The sequence below is a fragment of the Stenotrophomonas sp. AGC87 genome, from assembly GCF_057333975.1.
In genome coordinates, this window is the sequence record NZ_JBHFHW010000004.1 from 310,907 (window position 1) to 328,766 (window position 17,860).

The 17,860-nt window shown below is 62.5% G+C and carries 10 protein-coding genes and 1 pseudogene; 9 read left to right on the plus strand and 2 right to left on the minus strand.

Translation table 11 applies throughout. From position 1 onward, the window contains the following. The 6 genes and pseudogenes from ACE026_RS02205 to ACE026_RS02230 all read left to right on the plus strand — a co-directional run. On the plus strand, positions 1-1,043 hold a 1,043-nt coding region (locus ACE026_RS02205), incomplete at its 5' end, for a glycoside hydrolase family 3 C-terminal domain-containing protein (protein WP_486037566.1). Next, positions 997-2,523, plus strand: a pseudogene (locus ACE026_RS02210) (MFS transporter); the annotation flags it as partial. The gene ACE026_RS02205 and the pseudogene ACE026_RS02210, both read left to right, overlap by 47 nt. A 27-nt stretch (positions 2,524-2,550) precedes the next feature. Continuing rightward, positions 2,551-3,516, plus strand: a complete 966-nt coding sequence (locus tag ACE026_RS02215) for a glycoside hydrolase family 43 protein (protein ID WP_486037690.1) — start codon at positions 2,551-2,553, stop codon at positions 3,514-3,516. Continuing rightward, the gene (locus ACE026_RS02220; RefSeq protein WP_486037568.1) at positions 3,506-4,369 is read left to right on the plus strand and encodes an aldose epimerase family protein; all 864 of its coding nucleotides are present in this window, start codon (positions 3,506-3,508) and stop codon (positions 4,367-4,369) included. The genes ACE026_RS02215 and ACE026_RS02220 overlap by 11 nt, the downstream gene beginning before the upstream one ends. A gap of 87 nt (positions 4,370-4,456) precedes the next feature. Beyond that, positions 4,457-5,491 carry a BRCT domain-containing protein gene (locus ACE026_RS02225; RefSeq protein ID WP_486037569.1) on the plus strand — a complete coding sequence of 345 codons (1,035 nt, stop codon included), beginning with the start codon at positions 4,457-4,459 and terminating at the stop codon, positions 5,489-5,491. 187 nt (positions 5,492-5,678) lie between these two features. Beyond that, positions 5,679-6,125, plus strand: coding sequence for a hypothetical protein (locus tag ACE026_RS02230; protein ID WP_486037571.1), 447 nt, complete (start codon positions 5,679-5,681; stop codon positions 6,123-6,125). 224 nt (positions 6,126-6,349) lie between these two features. Here ACE026_RS02230 and ACE026_RS02235 read toward each other — a convergent pair whose 3' ends face one another. Further along, entirely contained in the window at positions 6,350-6,961 is a 612-nt protein-coding gene (locus ACE026_RS02235) for a hypothetical protein (RefSeq protein ID WP_486037572.1), read from the minus strand. 195 nt (positions 6,962-7,156) lie between these two features. Between ACE026_RS02235 and ACE026_RS02240 the strand changes: the two genes are divergently transcribed. Then, positions 7,157-7,660 carry an autotransporter outer membrane beta-barrel domain-containing protein gene (locus tag ACE026_RS02240; RefSeq protein WP_486037574.1) on the plus strand — a complete coding sequence of 168 codons (504 nt, stop codon included), beginning with the start codon at positions 7,157-7,159 and terminating at the stop codon, positions 7,658-7,660. Positions 7,661-7,752: 92 nt separating this feature from the next. On the opposite strand, the gene ACE026_RS02245 is transcribed toward ACE026_RS02240, so the two are convergent. Then, entirely contained in the window at positions 7,753-8,508 is a 756-nt protein-coding gene (locus tag ACE026_RS02245; protein ID WP_486037691.1) for a fimbria/pilus outer membrane usher protein, read from the minus strand. Between the two features lie 121 nt (positions 8,509-8,629). On the opposite strand from ACE026_RS02245, the gene ACE026_RS02250 reads away from it, so the two are divergent. Continuing rightward, positions 8,630-11,689 carry a hypothetical protein gene (locus ACE026_RS02250; protein ID WP_486037575.1) on the plus strand — a complete coding sequence of 1,020 codons (3,060 nt, stop codon included), beginning with the start codon at positions 8,630-8,632 and terminating at the stop codon, positions 11,687-11,689. Next, entirely contained in the window at positions 11,686-17,817 is a 6,132-nt protein-coding gene (locus tag ACE026_RS02255) for a DEAD/DEAH box helicase (protein WP_486037577.1), read from the plus strand. The genes ACE026_RS02250 and ACE026_RS02255 overlap by 4 nt, the downstream gene beginning before the upstream one ends. Positions 17,818-17,860 lie beyond the last annotated feature (43 nt).

The window sequence follows — 17,860 nt, forward strand, 5'->3', positions numbered from 1 at the left end:
CCCCCCCCGACGACGGCCTCCGCCTCTACGTGGATGGCAAGCGGGTGCTGGACCACTGGGCCAACAGTGATCGCCTGCGCAGCGACGGGGTGGACCTGGACCTGCAGGCGGGCCGTGCCTATGAGCTGACGCTGGAGTACTACGATGCCGAGCGCGACGCCGGCGTGCGGCTGGGTTGGCGCATGCCCGGGGCGAAGCCGCCGTTCGAGGAGGCGGTCGATGCCGCCCGCAACGCGGACGTGGTCGTGTTCGTCGGCGGCCTGACCGGCGACGTGGAAGGCGAAGAGATGACGGTCAACTATCCGGGCTTCGCCGGCGGCGATCGCACCGACCTGCGTCTGCCCGCTACCCAGCGCGCCCTGCTGGAAGCACTGCACGCCACGGGCAAGCCGGTGGTGATGGTGCTGACGGGAGGATCGGCGCTGGCGGTGGAGTGGGCCCAGGCGAATCTGTCCGCGATCCTGATGAGCTGGTATCCGGGTCAACGCGGCGGCACCGCCGTGGGCGCGGCGCTGTTCGGCGACGTCAATCCGGGCGGCCGGCTGCCGGTAACGTTCTACCGCGCAGACCAGGCAATGCCCGCGTTCGATGATTACGCGATGGAAGGCCGCACCTACCGCTATTTCCACGGCACCCCGCTGTATCCCTTCGGCTACGGGCTCTCGTATACCCGGTTCGACTACGGCAAGCCAAGCCTCGACGCGCCCCGCATCGCCGACCACGGCACGCTCAAGGTGCAGGTGGAGGTGGCGAACGCCGGCAAACGCGCGGGCGATGAAGTGGTGCAGCTGTACGTGCGGCGGCTGGCGGCTGGCGCAGGCGATGCACAGCAGACGCTGCGCGGCTTCCAACGTGTTCACTTGGCTGCGGGCGAGCGGCGCACCGTGACCTTCGATCTGGACGCGCAACAGGCACTGCGCGAGTACGACGACGCGCGGGGCGCCTATGTCGTGCGGCCCGGGGCATACGAAATACGGATAGGCGGCTCAAGCGCCGATGCCCGCGTGCGGAGCCGTTTCACCGTGGAGGCGAGTCGTGATTGATGCCCGCCACAGCGATACCCCCGAGCACACGCTGTCGGTCCGGGAGAAGCTGGGCTACAGCCTGGGCGACCTCGCCGCCAACCTGATCTTCCAGACGCTGATCACCTACCTGGCGTTCTTCTATACCGACGTATACCGGTTGCCGCCCGCCACGGCGGCAACGATCATCTTCGTGATCGGCCTGCTGGGTGCCTTCGTGTTCACCCCGCTGATCGGCATTGCCGCCGACCGCACCGTCAGCCGGTGGGGAAAGTTCCGGCCCTGGATACTGTGGACGGCGATCCCGTTCGGTGTGCTGTCGCTGCTCGCCTTCAGCACGCCGGACCTGGGCGCGCAGGGCAAGGTTATCTATGCCCTGGTGACCTATGGCCTGCTGATGTTCGTGTACGCGGCCAACAACCTGCCGTACTCCGCGCTCAGCGGCGTGCTCACCGGCAGCATGGCCCAGCGCAACAGCCTCTCGGCCTACCGCTTCGTGGCAGTGATGATCGCGCAGTTCATCATCCAGGTCCTGCTGTTGCCGCTGGTGCTGATCCTGGGCGACGGGGATCGCGTGCAAGGGTTCGAGCGGGTGATGACCGTGTTCGCGGTGGTGGGCACACTTTTCTTCCTGATCACCTTCGCCACCACCCGTGAGCGCATCGTGCCGGCGAAGGAACAGACCGGCGGCGTGCTACAGGACCTGTCCGACCTGCTGCACAACCGGCCGTGGAAGGTGATGCTGGCCCTGACGGTGCTGGTCTTCATCAACCTGGCCCTGAAGGGCGGCACCTACATCTACTACTTCCAGTACTACATGAGCGAGGCCGCACTGGCGGGCTTTCTCGATGCTTCCGGTTTCAACCGCCTTATCAGCGGATTGAACGCGACCCTCAACGGATGGGGCCTGTCCGGCTTCACCTGGCCGGAGGATCCGGCGACCTCGGCGTTCAGCCTGTTCAACGCCTGCGGCATCCTCTGCATGATCCTGGGCATCGGGGTCTCCCGGCGCCTGGCCGACCGCTTCGGCAAGCGTGATGTGTTTGGTGGCGCGCTGCTGGTCTCGACCGTGTTCCTGCTGGTGTTCTACCTGTTTCCGCCTACAGCGGTGGGGGTGGCCTTTGGCGCCTTCATGCTGCACGGGTTCTGCTACGGCATCACCATCCCGCTGCTGTGGGCGATGATCGCCGACGTAGCCGACTACTCGGAATGGAAGAACCATCGCCGCGCCACGGCAATCATCTTCTCCGCGATGCTGTGCGGCTTGAAGATCGGGCTCAGCATCGGCGGTGCGCTGGTCGCCGGCATTCTTGCGCACCACGGCTATCAGGCCGGCGCGGAACAACAGCCCCAGGCCGTGGTGGACGGCATCCGCCTGACCATAAGCATCTACTGCTCCCTGCCGTTCCTGGTCGCGGTCGCGCTGCTCTTCTTCTACAAGATCGACAAGCGCATGGAGACGCGCATCGAGCAGGACCTGCACCTGCGTCGGCAGGGAAGCACCCTTGACCAGCTCAAGGCGCATGCCATCTCCCCGCCGCTGGTGACCCACATCTACACGGCCGACCCCTCGGCCCATGTGTTCGAAGGGCGCCTGTACATCTATCCGTCGCACGATATCGACGGCGGCGCGCCCTTCGACGACGAGGGTGGGCACTTCCGCATGGAGGATTACCACGTGCTGCGGATGGACTCTCCCGAGGGTGAGGCCACCGATTGCGGCGTGGCGCTGCATGTGCGCGACGTGCCCTGGGCCGCGCAGCAGATGTGGGCGCCGGATGCGGCGCACCGCGACGGCCGTTACTACCTGTATTTCCCGGCCAAGGACGCGCAGGGCATGTTCCGCATCGGCGTCGCGGTGGCAGATCACCCCGAGGGCCCGTTCACTGCGGAGCCCGAGCCGATGGAGGGCACGTACTCGATCGACCCGGCCGTGTACGAGGACGAGGACGGCACGCATTACCTCTACTTCGGCGGCATCTGGGGCGGCCAACTGCAGAAGTACCGGGACAATCGCTTTGATGTGGCGCATGAGGAGCCCACCGGCGACGCGCCGGCACTCGGCCCGCGAGTCGGCCGGTTGGACGCTGGCATGACACGGCTGGCGGAGCCTACGCGGGAGATCGTCATCCTGGATGAGCACGGACAGCCGCTGCGGGCAGATGACCATGCGCGCCGGTTCTTCGAAGGGCCGTGGCTGCACAAGTACCAGGGGCGGTACTACCTCTCGTATTCGACCGGCGATACGCACCTGCTGTGCTACGCCATCAGTGACAGCCCGTACGGACCGTTCACCTACGGGGGCGTGATCCTGAAGCCCGTTGTGGGCTGGACCACGCATCACTCCATCTGCGCGTTCAAGGGGCAGTGGTATCTCTTCTACCACGACGCCTTGCTATCCGGCGGCGTGACCCATCTGCGCTCGGTCAAGTGCACGCCGCTGCACATGGAGCCGGACGGCAGCATCCGGACGATCGATCCGTATGGCGCTTGAAGCGGCGTCACCCAAAGATGATGCGCAGGCACCGGTGCATGGTGGGCGCCTGTACTGGTTGCGCGCGGGCAGGCTGGAGGTCGCGCTTGCACCGGACGCCGGTGGCCGTATCGCTCAGATGCGGTACGACGGGGTGGACTGGCTGGTGGGCGAGGACGAGGGTGGGGCGGCCGCCATTGGATGGGGGTGCTATCCGATGGTGCCTTGGGCGGGCCGGATTCGGCAGGGGCGCTTTGTGTTTGATGGCAAGGCGTTTGAGCTCCCGCCGAACCTTGGGGCGCATGCCATCCATGGCGTAGGGTTCTCGCGGCCGTGGCGGATTGAAAATCTTGGCGCGGATACCGCGACGCTGTCACTGGCGCTTCCTGAGGATGGCTATTGGCCTTTCGGGGGGCGTGCGACCCAGGCGATCCATGTGCTGCCCGACCGTCTGAAGCTGAGGCTGGCCGTGCAAGCCGGCGACAAGGCGATGCCGGCGGTGCTTGGCTGGCACCCGTGGTTTCGAAAGCCCGATCAGCTGCTGTTCTCGCCAAGTGCGATGTATCCACGGGACGGGGAGGGCATCGCTACATTGCCCCGTGTTACTCCCCCGACCGCGACCGGGCCCTGGGATGACTGCTTCATCAACCAGGCTGAGGTGGTGCTGGTGTCTGGGGCGCAGCGGCTGGAGTTGCGGGCGGATACGGATCACTGGGTAGTGTATGACGGTGCTGCGCACGCGACGTGTGTGGAGCCGCAGACTGGGCCGCCTGATGGGTTTACCCTGGCGCCGAAGCGGCTGGATTCAGGGCAGATGCTTGAGCTGAGGTTCGAGCTGCTGTGGTGCAACGCCACTGCTCCACGACCGGAATGACACGTGACAGCACAGCGCGGGATAGCGGGCGAAACGCGACATTGCGTGTGCCAGCCAGTGCCCCCCCCAAGAACCTGGACATAGCGCGTGGACGCGCCGCCGCGCTGCCAGATTGCCCGTAACCGGTGCGGGACGCGTGCAATCTCGGCTCTAGCGCCTGATGCCGATAAGGCGGTAAGTTTCCATAACACGCCACTGGACGGCGTTGAACAGGGACGTAACGCAATGCACTCAGATCACCGCAACTATTTCAAGTTCACGTCGAAGGCCCGGCTGGACAAATCCGTCAACGCGCTCATCGGCATCGTGGAAGGTATCGTGATCGACGGCGAGATCAACGCCCTCGAGCTCGACTACCTCAACCTGTGGCTGGCCGAGCACGACACCGTGCGTGACCAGCACCCCTTCAACGAGCTCGTGCCGGTTGTCACTGCCGCGGTAGCCGACGGCGTCCTGACCGAGGAAGAGCACGCAGACATCGTGTGGCTGTGTGAACGTCTGCGCTCGACTGAATTCTACGACGACGTGACTGCCGACCTGCAGCGGTTGCATGCCATCTTGGGGGGCATCGTTGCGGACACGCATATCTCCGTGGAAGAGCTGCGCGCCCTGTCAGATTGGATGGCAGATCACGAGCACCTGAAAACATGCTGGCCCTTCGACGAGGTGGGTAGCCTGATCACAGGGGTGCTCGCCGACAAGCAGATAGACGCGAAGGAACACGCGATGCTCCAAGCTTTCTTCGCAGAGTTCACGCCCTTGCTTGACGACCGCACAATCACCAGTCCGCGCGTGTTGGAAGGGCGGCAGATCGTTGGCTTATGCGCGGTGGATCCAGAGATCAGCTTCATGGAAAGGGGCTTCTGCTTTACAGGCGCATCGTCACGCTTCACCCGCGCCGAATTCGAAGGCGTCGTTAAGAGGCTTGGGGGATCGGCCCATTCGTCTCCGTCGAAGAAGGTCAACTACCTGGTTATCGGTGCGGAAGGCAACCCATGCTGGGCGTTTGCGTGCTACGGACGCAAGGTCGAGAAGGCAATCAAGCTGCGCAAGGCAGGATCACGGGTTGTCATCGTCCACGAGCTCGATTTTCACGATGCGTTGGCCGATCACGGCGGGTAGTGGTCATGCGTTCCCGATAGGTCTAGCGCCCGCGACACCGCCAGCGTCACAGGCGTCAAGAGCAGTGCGTGCATCGCCATCGCTTCGAAAGCTAGACGCACGCCCTTGATTGCTTTAATTCTTCTCTAAATCAATAATCTCAAAGGAATGCGCGCGACATCCATGCGCGCAAGTGTCAGGAGTCTTCATGAAGAGCATGTTGGAGAGAGCAGCCCAGGTCGCAATCCAGGGCAGCGCATCAGGCAGCGTAGTAGATCTGCTGACGTCATTGCAGGCTATGCCAAAGCAAGCGTTCGGCGATCCCCAAGCCGCAGCCACGATGGGAAAGCAGGTGTCGCGCTCTACCGGCTCTTCTCAGAAAGCAGAGGCTAGAACTGCTTCTGAGATTGCCGGCAATGCGCAGCGAACCTACCGAAAGCTTGCCCAGCTGGCATCCACAGAGGAAGAGCGGGGAAGGGTGCTTGAGGCGGCGGTACGTTCTGAGGAGCGAAGTATCGAGAGTCTGAATCGAAGGGTTGATTCGATCGAGCGCACAGCTGAAGGTGGATATGGCGTAGTCAAAACCATCGCTCTCGGTGCCGCTGGGCTCGCGGTCTTGGGCACCCTGTACGTCGCTACTCAATCCAGAAAGTAGGCCCTTTCCTGTTTGGAGTTCCCGGGATTTCCTGGACAGAGCCAGGCTCTGTCAGGAATAGCCTTGGGAGACGGCCATGTCTACAGACAACATCTCCAGCGAAACCCGGCGAGCTTACAAGTTCATCGATGCCTCGCTTCTCATCTGGGATCGCAGCTTCACTAGAGACGGTTGGTGGTCTGCGATGAGCTGCCTGACGTTACTGCTCATCACTAATGCTGCGATCAGCAGCCACCTTGGATAGCCTGGTGTAGGTGCAGCAATGTTGGGGTCAGCGTGTCAGGTTGATCTCGCTGCGAAAGCGATTCCGTGCGAATCGGCGCGGCGTCGGTATAGACCAGGCATAGTCCGTCGGTCCACTCAAATGACGCAACCGCGTGCATGCCCAGGCGTTCGTGAGCACTGCGCGAGACACCGTTGGAGTCGGCAATGAACAACACGGCCGCACGTCCTGGGAGATGCAGCCGGGCATTGTCGTAGAGTTTGCGCAGCAACCCTTGGCCCCGCGCTTCCTCGGCGATGCAGACCGGGCCATACAGGTAATCACTCGCGTTGCCTGGCCAAGCCTGGCGCATCGCGGCAAGCACCGGCACGCCAGCCGCTGCCGTCGCCTCTGCCGTGAACAGCACGCCCAGCAATCGGTCGCCCTCCCACGCGCTGATGACCGGCGACGGCTGATCCAGCATTCCTCCCACCTTTTCGTCTGGAAATTTTCCGGTGAGTGCGCCCGTCCCTGATTCGTTGGCCTGCAACAGAGCAGCAACGGCGGTGACATTCTGCGGCGTTGGCGGCGTGAGAAGAAACACGGGCTCTGTACGGGTCGAAGCAGTCGTCATCGGTTTGCCTGTTGGTCATAAGGTGGAATCGACGGGGCATTCGCTTGACCATGCAAATGCGTCGCGGACTATACCGACACCGCTTGCTCGAAGTGCATGCCTTCGCGAACTATCGTCACACATCCATCGCCGTTCATCTAGCTTAATCTAGCACTGGCTGCAATCGAGAATCGTGCGTGTTCGAACAAACTCCGCATGTTGCAACTTACGGTCACGGATAGCGCTGTTACCGGCAACAGCATGACGGGCAGCGGCGCCGTAGTGGCTACCGTCAACAATGCCTCGCTGATCATCGCGAACTCTAGCATCACCGACGCGGCCACCAGTGGCGGCGCGCGGAATTCCGCCTTGGGCGTGTTTGGCCGAGCGCTTTCACTGACCGGTGGCAGCGTCGCGACAGGCGATGTGCTGGGTGCCTGGATCTACAACGACAGTCCGCTGACCCCGACCGATCGGCTTTCCTTGACCGTCAGCGATTCGACGCTGATGGGCACCAAGGGGGCCGCCATTCTGGTCGGCGGCCTTGCGCCGCGCGAGCAGCTCGAGGTCGATACGCCTCAGAACCGCTACGAGGTCCAGGCAGGCGCCCAGCTGAGGCTCGGTACCAACTGGGCGGCCTGGGGCCAGATGAACCTCCAGCGGGGTGACTCCGGCTATCGCAACGTCATCGGACAGCTTGGCCTGCGCCGTAGCTGGTGATCATCCACGGGGCACCTTCGGGTGCCCCGTCTCCACAACACATGCACATACCGGCACCAGCGCCACGCCACACTTTCGTACGATTTCTATATTCACCGGGCCAGCTGGGCACTAGAGTGCCGGCACCTCAGTGGCGGGGCGTTGGGCGGAGACCTTGGCGGCGGCCGCTGGAGGTCCTCATCTTTTCCTGGATCCTTGACGCCCATGAACATCGCCATGCCCTCCATCCGCATCGCCGTGCTGGACGATCCGCCTGCCGCGCTGCCGGCACTGAACGTTTCGCGCAGGCGTTGGGCCGACACGCTGTACGTGGTGTTCCGGAAGGTGTTGCTATAGCCGGCGTTGAAGGTGGTGGTATTGCCGCCTCGGTTCCAGAAGGTGGTGGTGTTGCCGGTCATCCACACCGAGCCATTGCCATCGCCCAGACTTTGGCTGAGGTTTGCATCTAGACGGCTGCGCTGGCGACCAATGCGGTCGGGCCCTTCTCCAGCGCGCAGATCGGCACGCAGATCGGCACGCAGGCGTGCAGTATCGGCCAGGTTCAGGTAGGCGCTGGTGGAGTAACGATACGCCGCCAGGGCGAAGTTGGTGCCGGTGGACGGCAGCAGCTTGCTGTAGGTCAGGCGTGCGGACTGCCCGCTCATGGTGCCACTGGGGTACACCTCATCGTCCAGGCGGGCCACGGCGGCGGTGAGGTCGGCGGAGAATGCACCGATCGGGGTGTTGACCGCGCTGCCGACCAGCACTGCACCGTACGCATTGGCCAGGGTCGCGCCGGCGTAAGCTGTGAAGTGATTGGTGAGGCCGCGTCGCAGCGTGCCCTCGGCGAAATACGGCTCGTCACCCAGGCTGGTCGCCGGCGCTCAAAGGCCTCAGGTCCTACGACTGCGCCACCAGCAATGGCTACTCAACTGCCCGAAATCTGTGTAATCCTTGGAGCGTAGCAAGGAAGCGCCTGAGGGGGCGGCGATGAAGGGAATCAAAATGCTCGGCACTGAGCCGGTCGATGGTCGGCCGCTGTACCGTTACAAGGCAGGTCTCTGGGCACTTTCCGCCCTCGAAGCCTCAATCAATAATCCGCTGGTCTCCAGGAAAGCACAGGTGCAAGCGGTTGCACCTGTTGCGGCCGCACGTTTTGCTTCCAACTATGACGGGGGCTCACCCTCCTGGAATCATTGCGGCGAGGAAATCCTGAGGCTTTATAACCGGAATGGCGCGCGCTTCCGCGAGCTGATGGATGAGAGCTTCAGCTTCTATCGCATACCTGTCGTCAGCCGCCCCGGAGCCGATCTTCTGCTTGAGACCGTGATCGGCCAAGCTGGACTGCCGAGTGGCATGATCCGGCAAGGGAAGCCCATCCGGAAGATCCTGGACAGCCTCATGCAGCACGAAGTTGCCGGAGGAGTGGATGCCCAAGCGACTGCACAGGCACTCATCGGTGCAGCGGACGCAAGAAGTGACCTTCGCAAAGCACATGAACACACGGAGCACCTGCCAGGCCTGTGTGTTGACCTTGTTCGCGCAGTCCTCAAGCTCACCACGGATGCGCAGTGGGAAGGTGGGGCGCTGGACAGGATCTGGAGCATGTCGGGTTGGATGCAGGCCCTGCCATTCCGTGTTGAGGAAGATGCGGCAAAGGAGATCGTTGGGCATCTGCTCAACGTGGCGCTGGCTGCGACCGAAGGCGCTGCTTGTGCCATCGAGCGAATCATATCGAGGCGACATGGCGCATGGACGCTTAACACCCGCGCGATGATCGACGGCACGGGCTTCGAAGCAGCCGGAGAGGTGCCAGGCCTTGTTGCTGTCCACTATGCGATTGCGGGAGAGCCTGTCGGCGAGGCCTTCAAGGCAAGGCGAAAAGACGGAGGCAGGTTCTTTCAGGCGAGTGCGGTCCAGGACCTTTCCGAGAACGTTTCCGACCGCGCGGTTTCGCTTGTCATCAGTGACGCCGGCACGTATCGCCGCCTCGACTGTATCGGTGGCGAACCGCTCGACGAACGTTGCGTATGGGTCTTCGAGCCTGGAGATGGCGATCCCGTTTACCGCTCTCCGGCACCGGTCAGGCTCCGCACGCGCACACTGCTGGCTGCGGCACCCGAGGGCACTATCGTCACCGGAGAGGCGACAGCCCTGGGCGAGAAACTGATGGTGAATGGCTCGGCGCGACCACTCTGGAGCGTCTCCGGCAAGGCCGTCTTTACGGCTGCGGACGGAGACTTCGCCGTTGTTGAATCAGGCTATGCAGGCCCGCAAGGCTATCTCGACTTCTCCGGACGCCCTCCACACTTCCGCGTGAAGGGCTATTCAACAGTCTTTGTTGGAGACGCAAACCCCCGAAAGCTCGGCGGACTCTCAGGCCGTATTGAATGGCGCAGGGCAGGAGACAGTGCGTGGCTAGGCCAATCGGCCAGAGGCGCCAGTGGCGATATGCAATTCCGTCTGGTTGATGACACCAGTGCAGTGATTGCCGAGCGCCGACGCGTTCTCGTGCTTCCTCAAGGCTTCGATCACCGCACTACCAGTCGGCACCTGTCGCTGTCCTTGCCAGCCGGCGTTACGATTGCTGGCCACGCTACGGCGGCCGACGGAACCTGCACGATCAAATTCGCAGGCTCCAGCCTGCTCACCGTCACACTGCTGTTTGCAGGCACCAGGGCGGATCTGCTATTCGAATGCCCAAAGCCCGCTTCATTCATTGACCTGGCAAGTGGCGAGGAAACTGCGACTGGAATGCGCCGCGTGAGTTCGATCGCCGCGGGCAGGATCGTGGCCCAGGCCGGCACGGCATTGCACAACCGTCTCGAGGTGAGGCGGGCCAGCGCGTCCTGGAATGCCGTCCACAGCCTCTCCTTGCGTGCCAACCGCCTGCCACTTTCTGAAGTGAGCGGCTTCCTTGAGGCACTCTCATTCGATCCGCGCGCGAGAACCCATGCACTCAAGGTCCAGTTCCCCAATGGGCCCGGAATCGAGATCGAACCTTATCGGATCAGGCGTATCGGCGCTGAAGTGACGGTGGAAGGCGCATCCGATGACGTGCGGGTGCAGCTGAGGGAACTTACGCACGTGACTGGCGATGAGCCAATCGAACTGCAGCGAAAGGACAGCCAGGCCTGGCTGCTGTCTGACGCCAAGCTCTTCCCTGGCGTCTACCTGGCGATTGATCCATCGCGCCAGGCCGCACCCTGCCTCGTGGTCCTGGGTGAAGACCAGGCCGACACTGCTTCGGAGTTTCTCCAGGCGGTGGGCATTAGCGAGTCGCACGCTCGATCTGCAGCCCTGATTGGGCTCTACCGGCGCATCACCGATGACCCGCACAGCGGAAAGTCGTCAGCGGAGCTGGATGTATTGCTGGGCTGGCTTGGCTCATTCCAGTTCTATCTGCGCTGGCTTGATCCGTTCCTTGTACTGGCAAAAGAACCGCTTCTGGCACTTCGGTTGCTCGCGCTGGCTCGCCTTCGCGGGTACACGGAGGCAGAGCAGGGGTTGCGCTGGGGCCTGGATGGGTTGCCTTTCTTCTGGCACGCGGCGCTCGCGCAGGCATCTGCAGAGCTGCTCGAATGGAGTAGAAGGCAATTTGGCGAATCCCAGACCACCGATGTGTCCTGCCTTCTCGCCAGCCTTCCGCTGGCGGGACGTGTTGGAGAGCTCGTCAAGCTGAGAGCGGCGTTTGGCCCTTGGAGTGATGCATGGCAGACCTCGGTGGGCGAGTGGTCTGACCGGCGGCAGCAGGAGCTGGAGTTTCGCGATCCTCCCGTGAGGGACGCGGCCGCGGAACTGTGGGAAAGGCTTTCCGTTCCAGGCTTGGTCGACACGCTGCGGACCCGCTCAAGAAGCATCACGCCAAGCGTGGATCTTGACCGGACATTCCTTCTTGCCCCGTATGAACTTGCCGTTGCCACCTGGTACCGGCACGACATGGATCAATCGCTACGGGACAACCTGCTCTTTGCGCGCTACATGATCGACCCGATGCTCTTTGACGACGCTTACTGCTCGGCCATCGCAATGTTGGAGAATGCAGCTTGAACACCTACGAGAATCTGAAGGCCCACCCTCTGCTGGAGCGCATTCCAAAGCGCCTTTCGGATGCCGTGATGAGCATGTACCGTCCGGCGGATCCGGGACTTCGCGCCTGGCTGCAGTCATGGCTCGGCAGCTACGCGAACGAGGATGGCGCCGTGCTCGGGGTCCCACTCATCGAGTGCATGTATCGCTGGCAGAGTGGCGAAGCAACCCTGGACGACCTGCAACTGCAGGGCCTGCTGCATCCGCGTTTCATTGATGCATTGGACCAGGCGTCCGGCGATTACCACTTCCCGCGTAGCCGCAGGCCGTTTGTGCACCAGCGCGCCGCGCTTGATTCAGTGGCGGCTGGCAAGTCTGTGCTGGTCTCAGCGGGTACCGGCGCGGGCAAGACCGAGTCGTTCCTGTTCCCGATCCTCAGCAGCCTGTGGGAGCAGACTGAAGAGCGGAAGGCCCCGTTGACAGGAGTGCAGGCGCTTTTCATCTACCCGCTCAATGCGCTGATCCGCAGCCAGAAGGAGCGCCTCGAGGCATGGATGGAGCCGAGTGCAGGACAGCACCGGTTTGCGCTGTACAACGGTGACATGAAGCAAAGCTTGAAGGCCCATGAGCACGCAGCCTTTTCTTCCTGCGAGGTGCCTGACAGGAAGACGCTGCGACTGAGTCCACCGCCACTGCTGATCACCAACACAACGATGCTCGAACTGATGCTGATCAGGCCGGAGGATCGTCCGATCCTTGAAGCATCCTCAGGAAAGCTCCGCTGGATCGTGATTGATGAGGCGCACTCCTACACCGGAAGCGCCGCTGCCGAGCTGACGCTTCTGCTGCGCCGCACGCTTCAAGCCTTCAACGTAAAGCCGTCAGATGTCCGATTCATCGCTACCTCAGCAACGATTGGTGACGCGGGCGATGAATCTACGCGCGCGCTCCGGAAGTTTCTGGCCGACCTCGCTGGGTGCCCGGAGGATTCTGTTGAGGTGGTGCGCGGCCATCGCGAGATCCCGCAGATCACATCGGCAAGCGGCAAGGCACCAGCACTGGATGAACTGGAGCTGCTTTGCCAGGACGCAGACACCAGCGCGGCAGACCTGCATATGGCGCTCCGCAGATCACCTGTTGCCATGTCGATCCGAGACCTCCTCACCAGAAAGTCAGCTGCCAACCTTAGGGAGATTGCGGATCATGCAGACCTGCCCACCCTCCAGGATGCAGCGCGCTGGATCGATGTAGCCTCTTCCGGAAAGGTGGCGGACGAAGACCACTCAGACGGCCGCTTCCTGCCAATCAGAATCCATCTGTTCCAACGGACGATTTCTTCCGTCTGGTCATGCATCAACTCAGCCTGTTCCGGTCGCATGGACGCCGCGTTGGATGAATGGCGATACGGGGCACTGTTCATGCAGTCGCACAAGGCCTGTCCGCATTGCAGAAGCATGGTTCTCGAGGTGTCGCTGTGCAATGACTGTGGTACCGCTGCGCTGCAGGGCGTGTTGTCTGCCGACAGACGCTTTGTCCGTGCGGAAGCAGAGCGGGAGGACGAGTATCTTGCTGACGTGGAAGCGAATGACGATGACCAGTTAGAAGAAAGACTCTACAGCCGCGTCCTTGTCTGCAGCCTCGAGGACAACAGGGCAGGTGTACCGACCGGGGAGGCCTTCTTCAACCCACTGACAGGCGAGATCGCCTCGCTGGATGGCGAGATGCAGTTCGCAGGCATGGTCTGGAACCCCTACAGCAGAAAGTCCTCCATGGCGATGCACGATGTCGAGGCAGAGCGGCCATGCCGCTGCACCGGTTGTGGCAACGCATTTACCGACATCGACAAAAGCCGAAGGGCGATCCGGCTTACCGCGCCGTTCTCGCTCAACAACATCATCCCGGAACTGCTGGCTGCTGCACCGCCGGATCCGGCGGCAGTGGGTGATTCCGTCTTGATGGAAGGACGGAGACTGTTGACCTTCACTGACAGCCGACAGGGGACCGCGCGCGGAGCGGCCAGGATGTACGATTCTGCACTCAGGGATTACATCCGCCACGTGGTCCCGCAGCTGTTGCCAAGGCCATTGACCCTCGGGGAAATTGAGTTCAGCAGAGGCAAGGTTCTACAGATCCAAGCCGAGCTGGCACATGCTACCGCACCGCTGGAGCGTGAAGACCTTGCTTCGCAGTTGGAGAAGCACGAGGCCCGACTCAAGGGCAGCCACCCGCAGACGTGGCCGGAGATCCAGAGCAGGCTGGCGGACCAGCCTGAGATCGATTCGACCATTGCGCCCTATTTTTCCGAGCTCATGGGGCCGACGTCTGCAGGCATTGTCTCCCGCTTACTGCTGCTGCGCGAGCTGTATCGCAGGCCCAAGCGGACAAACTCCCTGGAGACGCTTGGCCTGGTCTCGATCTGCTATCCCGGGATCGAGAAGATCACAGCGGGCCAGCTTCCGTTGGCATGGGTGGAGATTGGTGGCGATGTTGGTGAGTGGAAGAGCTTCCTGAAGATCTACATGGATTTTGTGATCCGTGAGAACGCCTGTGTCGAGCTTTCCGAGGATGAGAAGAACTGGATCGGAACGCGCTTCAGTCGCAAGTATCTGGTTGACCGGATAGAAAAGGGCGAAAAGAAGGGCAACAGGTTCCAGTGGCCTAGGCTTGACAGCGAGACCGGCAGCGGCGGTCGCGCGCGTCTACCGCGCCTGCTGCGCGCTGCATTCCCCGGCATGCGCCCACAGCTTGTCAGCGAGGTGCTCGACGCTGCCAAGCGCAGCCTGATTTCCAGCGAGCACCTGCTGAACGTCGAAGGCAGAGGTCATTGCCTGCGCTGGTCAACCGTATCGCTGTCGCGGCCGACTCAGCTCTGGCTCTGTCCGGTCACCCGGCGCCTGCTGGACACGGTGCTGCGGGGGGTATCTCCCTATCACCAGGCTGACGGAGTGCCAATTGCCTGTGAACCGGTCTCCCTGCCGGTCCCGCAATACACGTTCTGGCAGCGCGCCGGCGTTTCCGTGCCAGTGCCGGAGCGTGAGCAGTGGTTGGAGGAAAGTCGACGCGACCACCCGCTGGTCAGGCTCGGGCTCTGGCCTGAAGCGCTTGACCGTGCGCTTGTTGGCACACGATTCTACGCGGCACGCGAACATTCCGCCCAGATTGATCAGCGCCAGCTCGACCGGCTGACCGCAGAGTTCCAGGCCGGGAATCTCAATGTGCTCAGCTGTTCCACTACCATGGAAATGGGTGTGGATATCGGAAGCCTCGCGGTTGTGGCCATGGCAAATCCCCCACCAACGGTCGCCAACTACCTGCAGCGTGCGGGCCGCGCTGGCCGCCGCGGTGAAACGCGTGCGTTGGCCTATACGGTATGCCGCGACGAGCCACGCTCGCTGGGCATTTTCAAGGACCCGGCCGGTTTCCTGGCGACCAGTATCAGGCCGCCAGTGGTGCAGCTTGGAAGCCCGGTCATCGTCCAGCGCCACCTCAACGCCTGGCTGCTGCGCGAGTTCATCTCCGCCCAGGGAAATGGCGGGGAAATCATGAAGATGACAGCCGGCGGCTTCTTCGGATTGGAAGCCCCAGTGAAAGAGCAAGCAGGATCCGATACACGCGACCAAGCGCCGTTCCAGATGCTGATGGCTTTCCTTCAGGAAACGAGCAACTTCAAACCCGCCGCGCATGATGCCATCAGAGTCATGCTGGAGCGCTCAAGTCTTGCGGGTGTAGCCTTGCAGCCACTGCTCGAAGCGGCGAGGCAGGCATTCGAGTCTGCAGCGACGTCGTGGTATGCCGAGTGGGATTCAGCGAAGACCCATTGGGATGCAGTGCCGGCCACGCAGAAAGAGGCAAGAAATGCACTCTCCTACCGCCTTGTGCGGATGGGTAAGGCCTACCTCCTGCAGTTTCTGACCATTCGCGGCGTCCTGCCGGCGCGCGGTTTCCCGGTGGATGTACGCGAGCTGCTGATCGTCAAGTCGGATGTTGGCCGGGCCGAGATGTCCGAGCGGGAGAGCCTGAGCAACCGTTCGCTCAGCCGCGAGCTTGCGGTCGCGCTGCGCGAGTATCAGCCAGGCGCCAACGTGGTAGTTGGAGGCGCGGTCTACAGGGTAGGGGGCCTCACCATGAACTGGCAGCGTCCTGCCGGGGCGATGGCGCCAGGAGAGATCCAGGATCTGCGCTGGCGCCTGATCTGCCAGTCCTGCAGTGAAGTAACCGACAGACCCGAGCGCCCGGACGCCTGCTCGGTCTGCGGCCAGGTGGTGGACGAACACACCCCGGGGATATTCGAGTACATCGTACCGGCTGGCTTTGTCGTCCCGCTTGGCGCCAAACCCAATGATGACGTCTCCAGACCAACTTATATACCGGGTGAAATGCCTCGTTTCAGTGTCAGGAACGCAGACGGCAGCCATGTTATCCGTCGAGCGCTGGCCAGCCAGGCGGGCTGGTCTCGTGTTGGGCGCTCTGCGGAGGTTTATCACCACACGTTCGGGCAGGAGCATTCCGGCTTCTCGCTCTGCCTGGCATGTGGCTGGTGCGAGCCAGGTTCGGCCAGTCCGGAGAAGGGTGGCGGCTATCGGCACCGCCAACCTTTCACAGACCGCTGGTGCGAGCCAGCCCAGGAAAGCGGCTGGCTGGTAAAGCGGCTCGGTGCGCTGGGTGCAACCACACGGACAGACGTGCTTGAGTACTTGCTGGTGCCGTCGGTGGACGGTGCGCCACTGTCAGATCAGGCAGTGGCCGCAACGCTGGCGGTCCTGTTGCGCAATGTTGCCGCCAGACGCCTTGGCATCGACCTTGGCGAACTGGGCTTTGCCGTGCAGAGGGTTCTGATGCAGGGCAACGCCGGGCTTGCAGTGATTATCTTTGACAGAGCCTCTGGCGGCGCGGGATACGTTTCAAGACTCGAGAACAATGTCGAGGAGCTTCTTTCGGCAGCCATTGTCGAGGCTGCCGCGTGCCCGGCCAGCTGTGCCTCGGCGTGCCCGGAATGCCTGCTGTCACATGAGACCCGCGACGTGGCAGATGTACTGGATCGCCACGCGGTCCAGAAGCTCCTGGGCGGCCAGTTCCGAGGCACGCTGCTCGTGCCTGACGATGCCATTGCGCTGCTTGGCGAAGACGCTGGATGGGAAGCACGCAGCCTGACCGATGCTGTCAACTCAACGCTTTTGCTGTGCGGGGCTCCGGTGCTGACCCTTTACATTGGAGAGGAAGAGGACCCGGGTGAAAACAGCCTGATGCTGAAACTTGCCCGACGCACCCAGGACAGCCAGCCCGCATCGGTGCGCAATCTGGTGGTGCCGCGCGGCCGGTTTGACGGCGAGGCAACGTTCCGCCGGCGCTGCGCGATTCTCGTGGAAGCAGGCGCGATTTCCTCTGTTGGCCTATGGAGTGAGCCAGAGGGCGGGTTTGTTCCGCGTGTTCTACTGGAGGGGTCCAAAGGACGAAGCGGCTGGGCACAGGAGACCAACACCGGCGCCTACATCCAGGGCCATTCCCCGGCGTTCCCGCAGGTCGAGTGGGTGCCAGCGGAAGGCCTGGCCGGCAACCTGCACGCGCATGTCAGCGCCTCTGTATTTGATATCGTTCCGCACAAGCCACTGCAGCCGCGCCAGTTCTTCAATGAGCTGATTCTTCCTGCGCTGAATGAGCTTTGTGCGGACTTGCCCGCCATGCTGAAAGACAGTGTTGAGCGCATCGAGTACAGCGATCGCTACTTCCGCAGCTGCAGTAGCGCCGGGGTGTTTGCAGCGCTCGTCAAGGGGCTGACAGGCTACACGCACGGAGCTGACCGTGAAGTGGAGATCACCACCATGTCGGTCATGAGCAGGCCTTCTGGGCAGCGACCTGCATACAGTGACTGGCAGAACGATGTTTCGCGTGAACGCGACCTGCAGAAGCTGCTGTCTGACTTCAAGGTCTCTACGATCGAGAAGTCAAGACAAGCGGTACCTCACCAGAGAACACTGCGAGTGCATTTCGACGACGGCCGGGTGCTCACCCTCATGCTGGATCCCGGCGTCGACTACTGGGAAACGACCAGAGCGAATTCGATCGCACCAAAGTACTCCAATGTCCAGAATGGCGAAAGGCAGATTCTCATCGCTCGCATGGAGAGAGCGGCGGATCTGGCGCCAGCCTGACCCGAGTTCGCACACGTTGGAGCCCCAAGAACAGGGGCTCCAT

Bases quoted from the DNA above. Each gene is read 5' to 3' on its own strand.
- ACE026_RS02220 (WP_486037568.1), top strand. From the start codon at position 3,506: ATGGCGCTTGAAGCGGCGTCACCCAAAGATGATGCGCAGGCACCGGTG.
- ACE026_RS02230 (WP_486037571.1), top strand. From the start codon at position 5,679: ATGAAGAGCATGTTGGAGAGAGCAGCCCAGGTCGCAATCCAGGGCAGC.
- ACE026_RS02235 (WP_486037572.1), bottom strand. From the start codon at position 6,961: ATGACGACTGCTTCGACCCGTACAGAGCCCGTGTTTCTTCTCACGCCG.
- ACE026_RS02240 (WP_486037574.1), top strand. From the start codon at position 7,157: ATGTTGCAACTTACGGTCACGGATAGCGCTGTTACCGGCAACAGCATG.
- ACE026_RS02250 (WP_486037575.1), top strand. From the start codon at position 8,630: ATGAAGGGAATCAAAATGCTCGGCACTGAGCCGGTCGATGGTCGGCCG.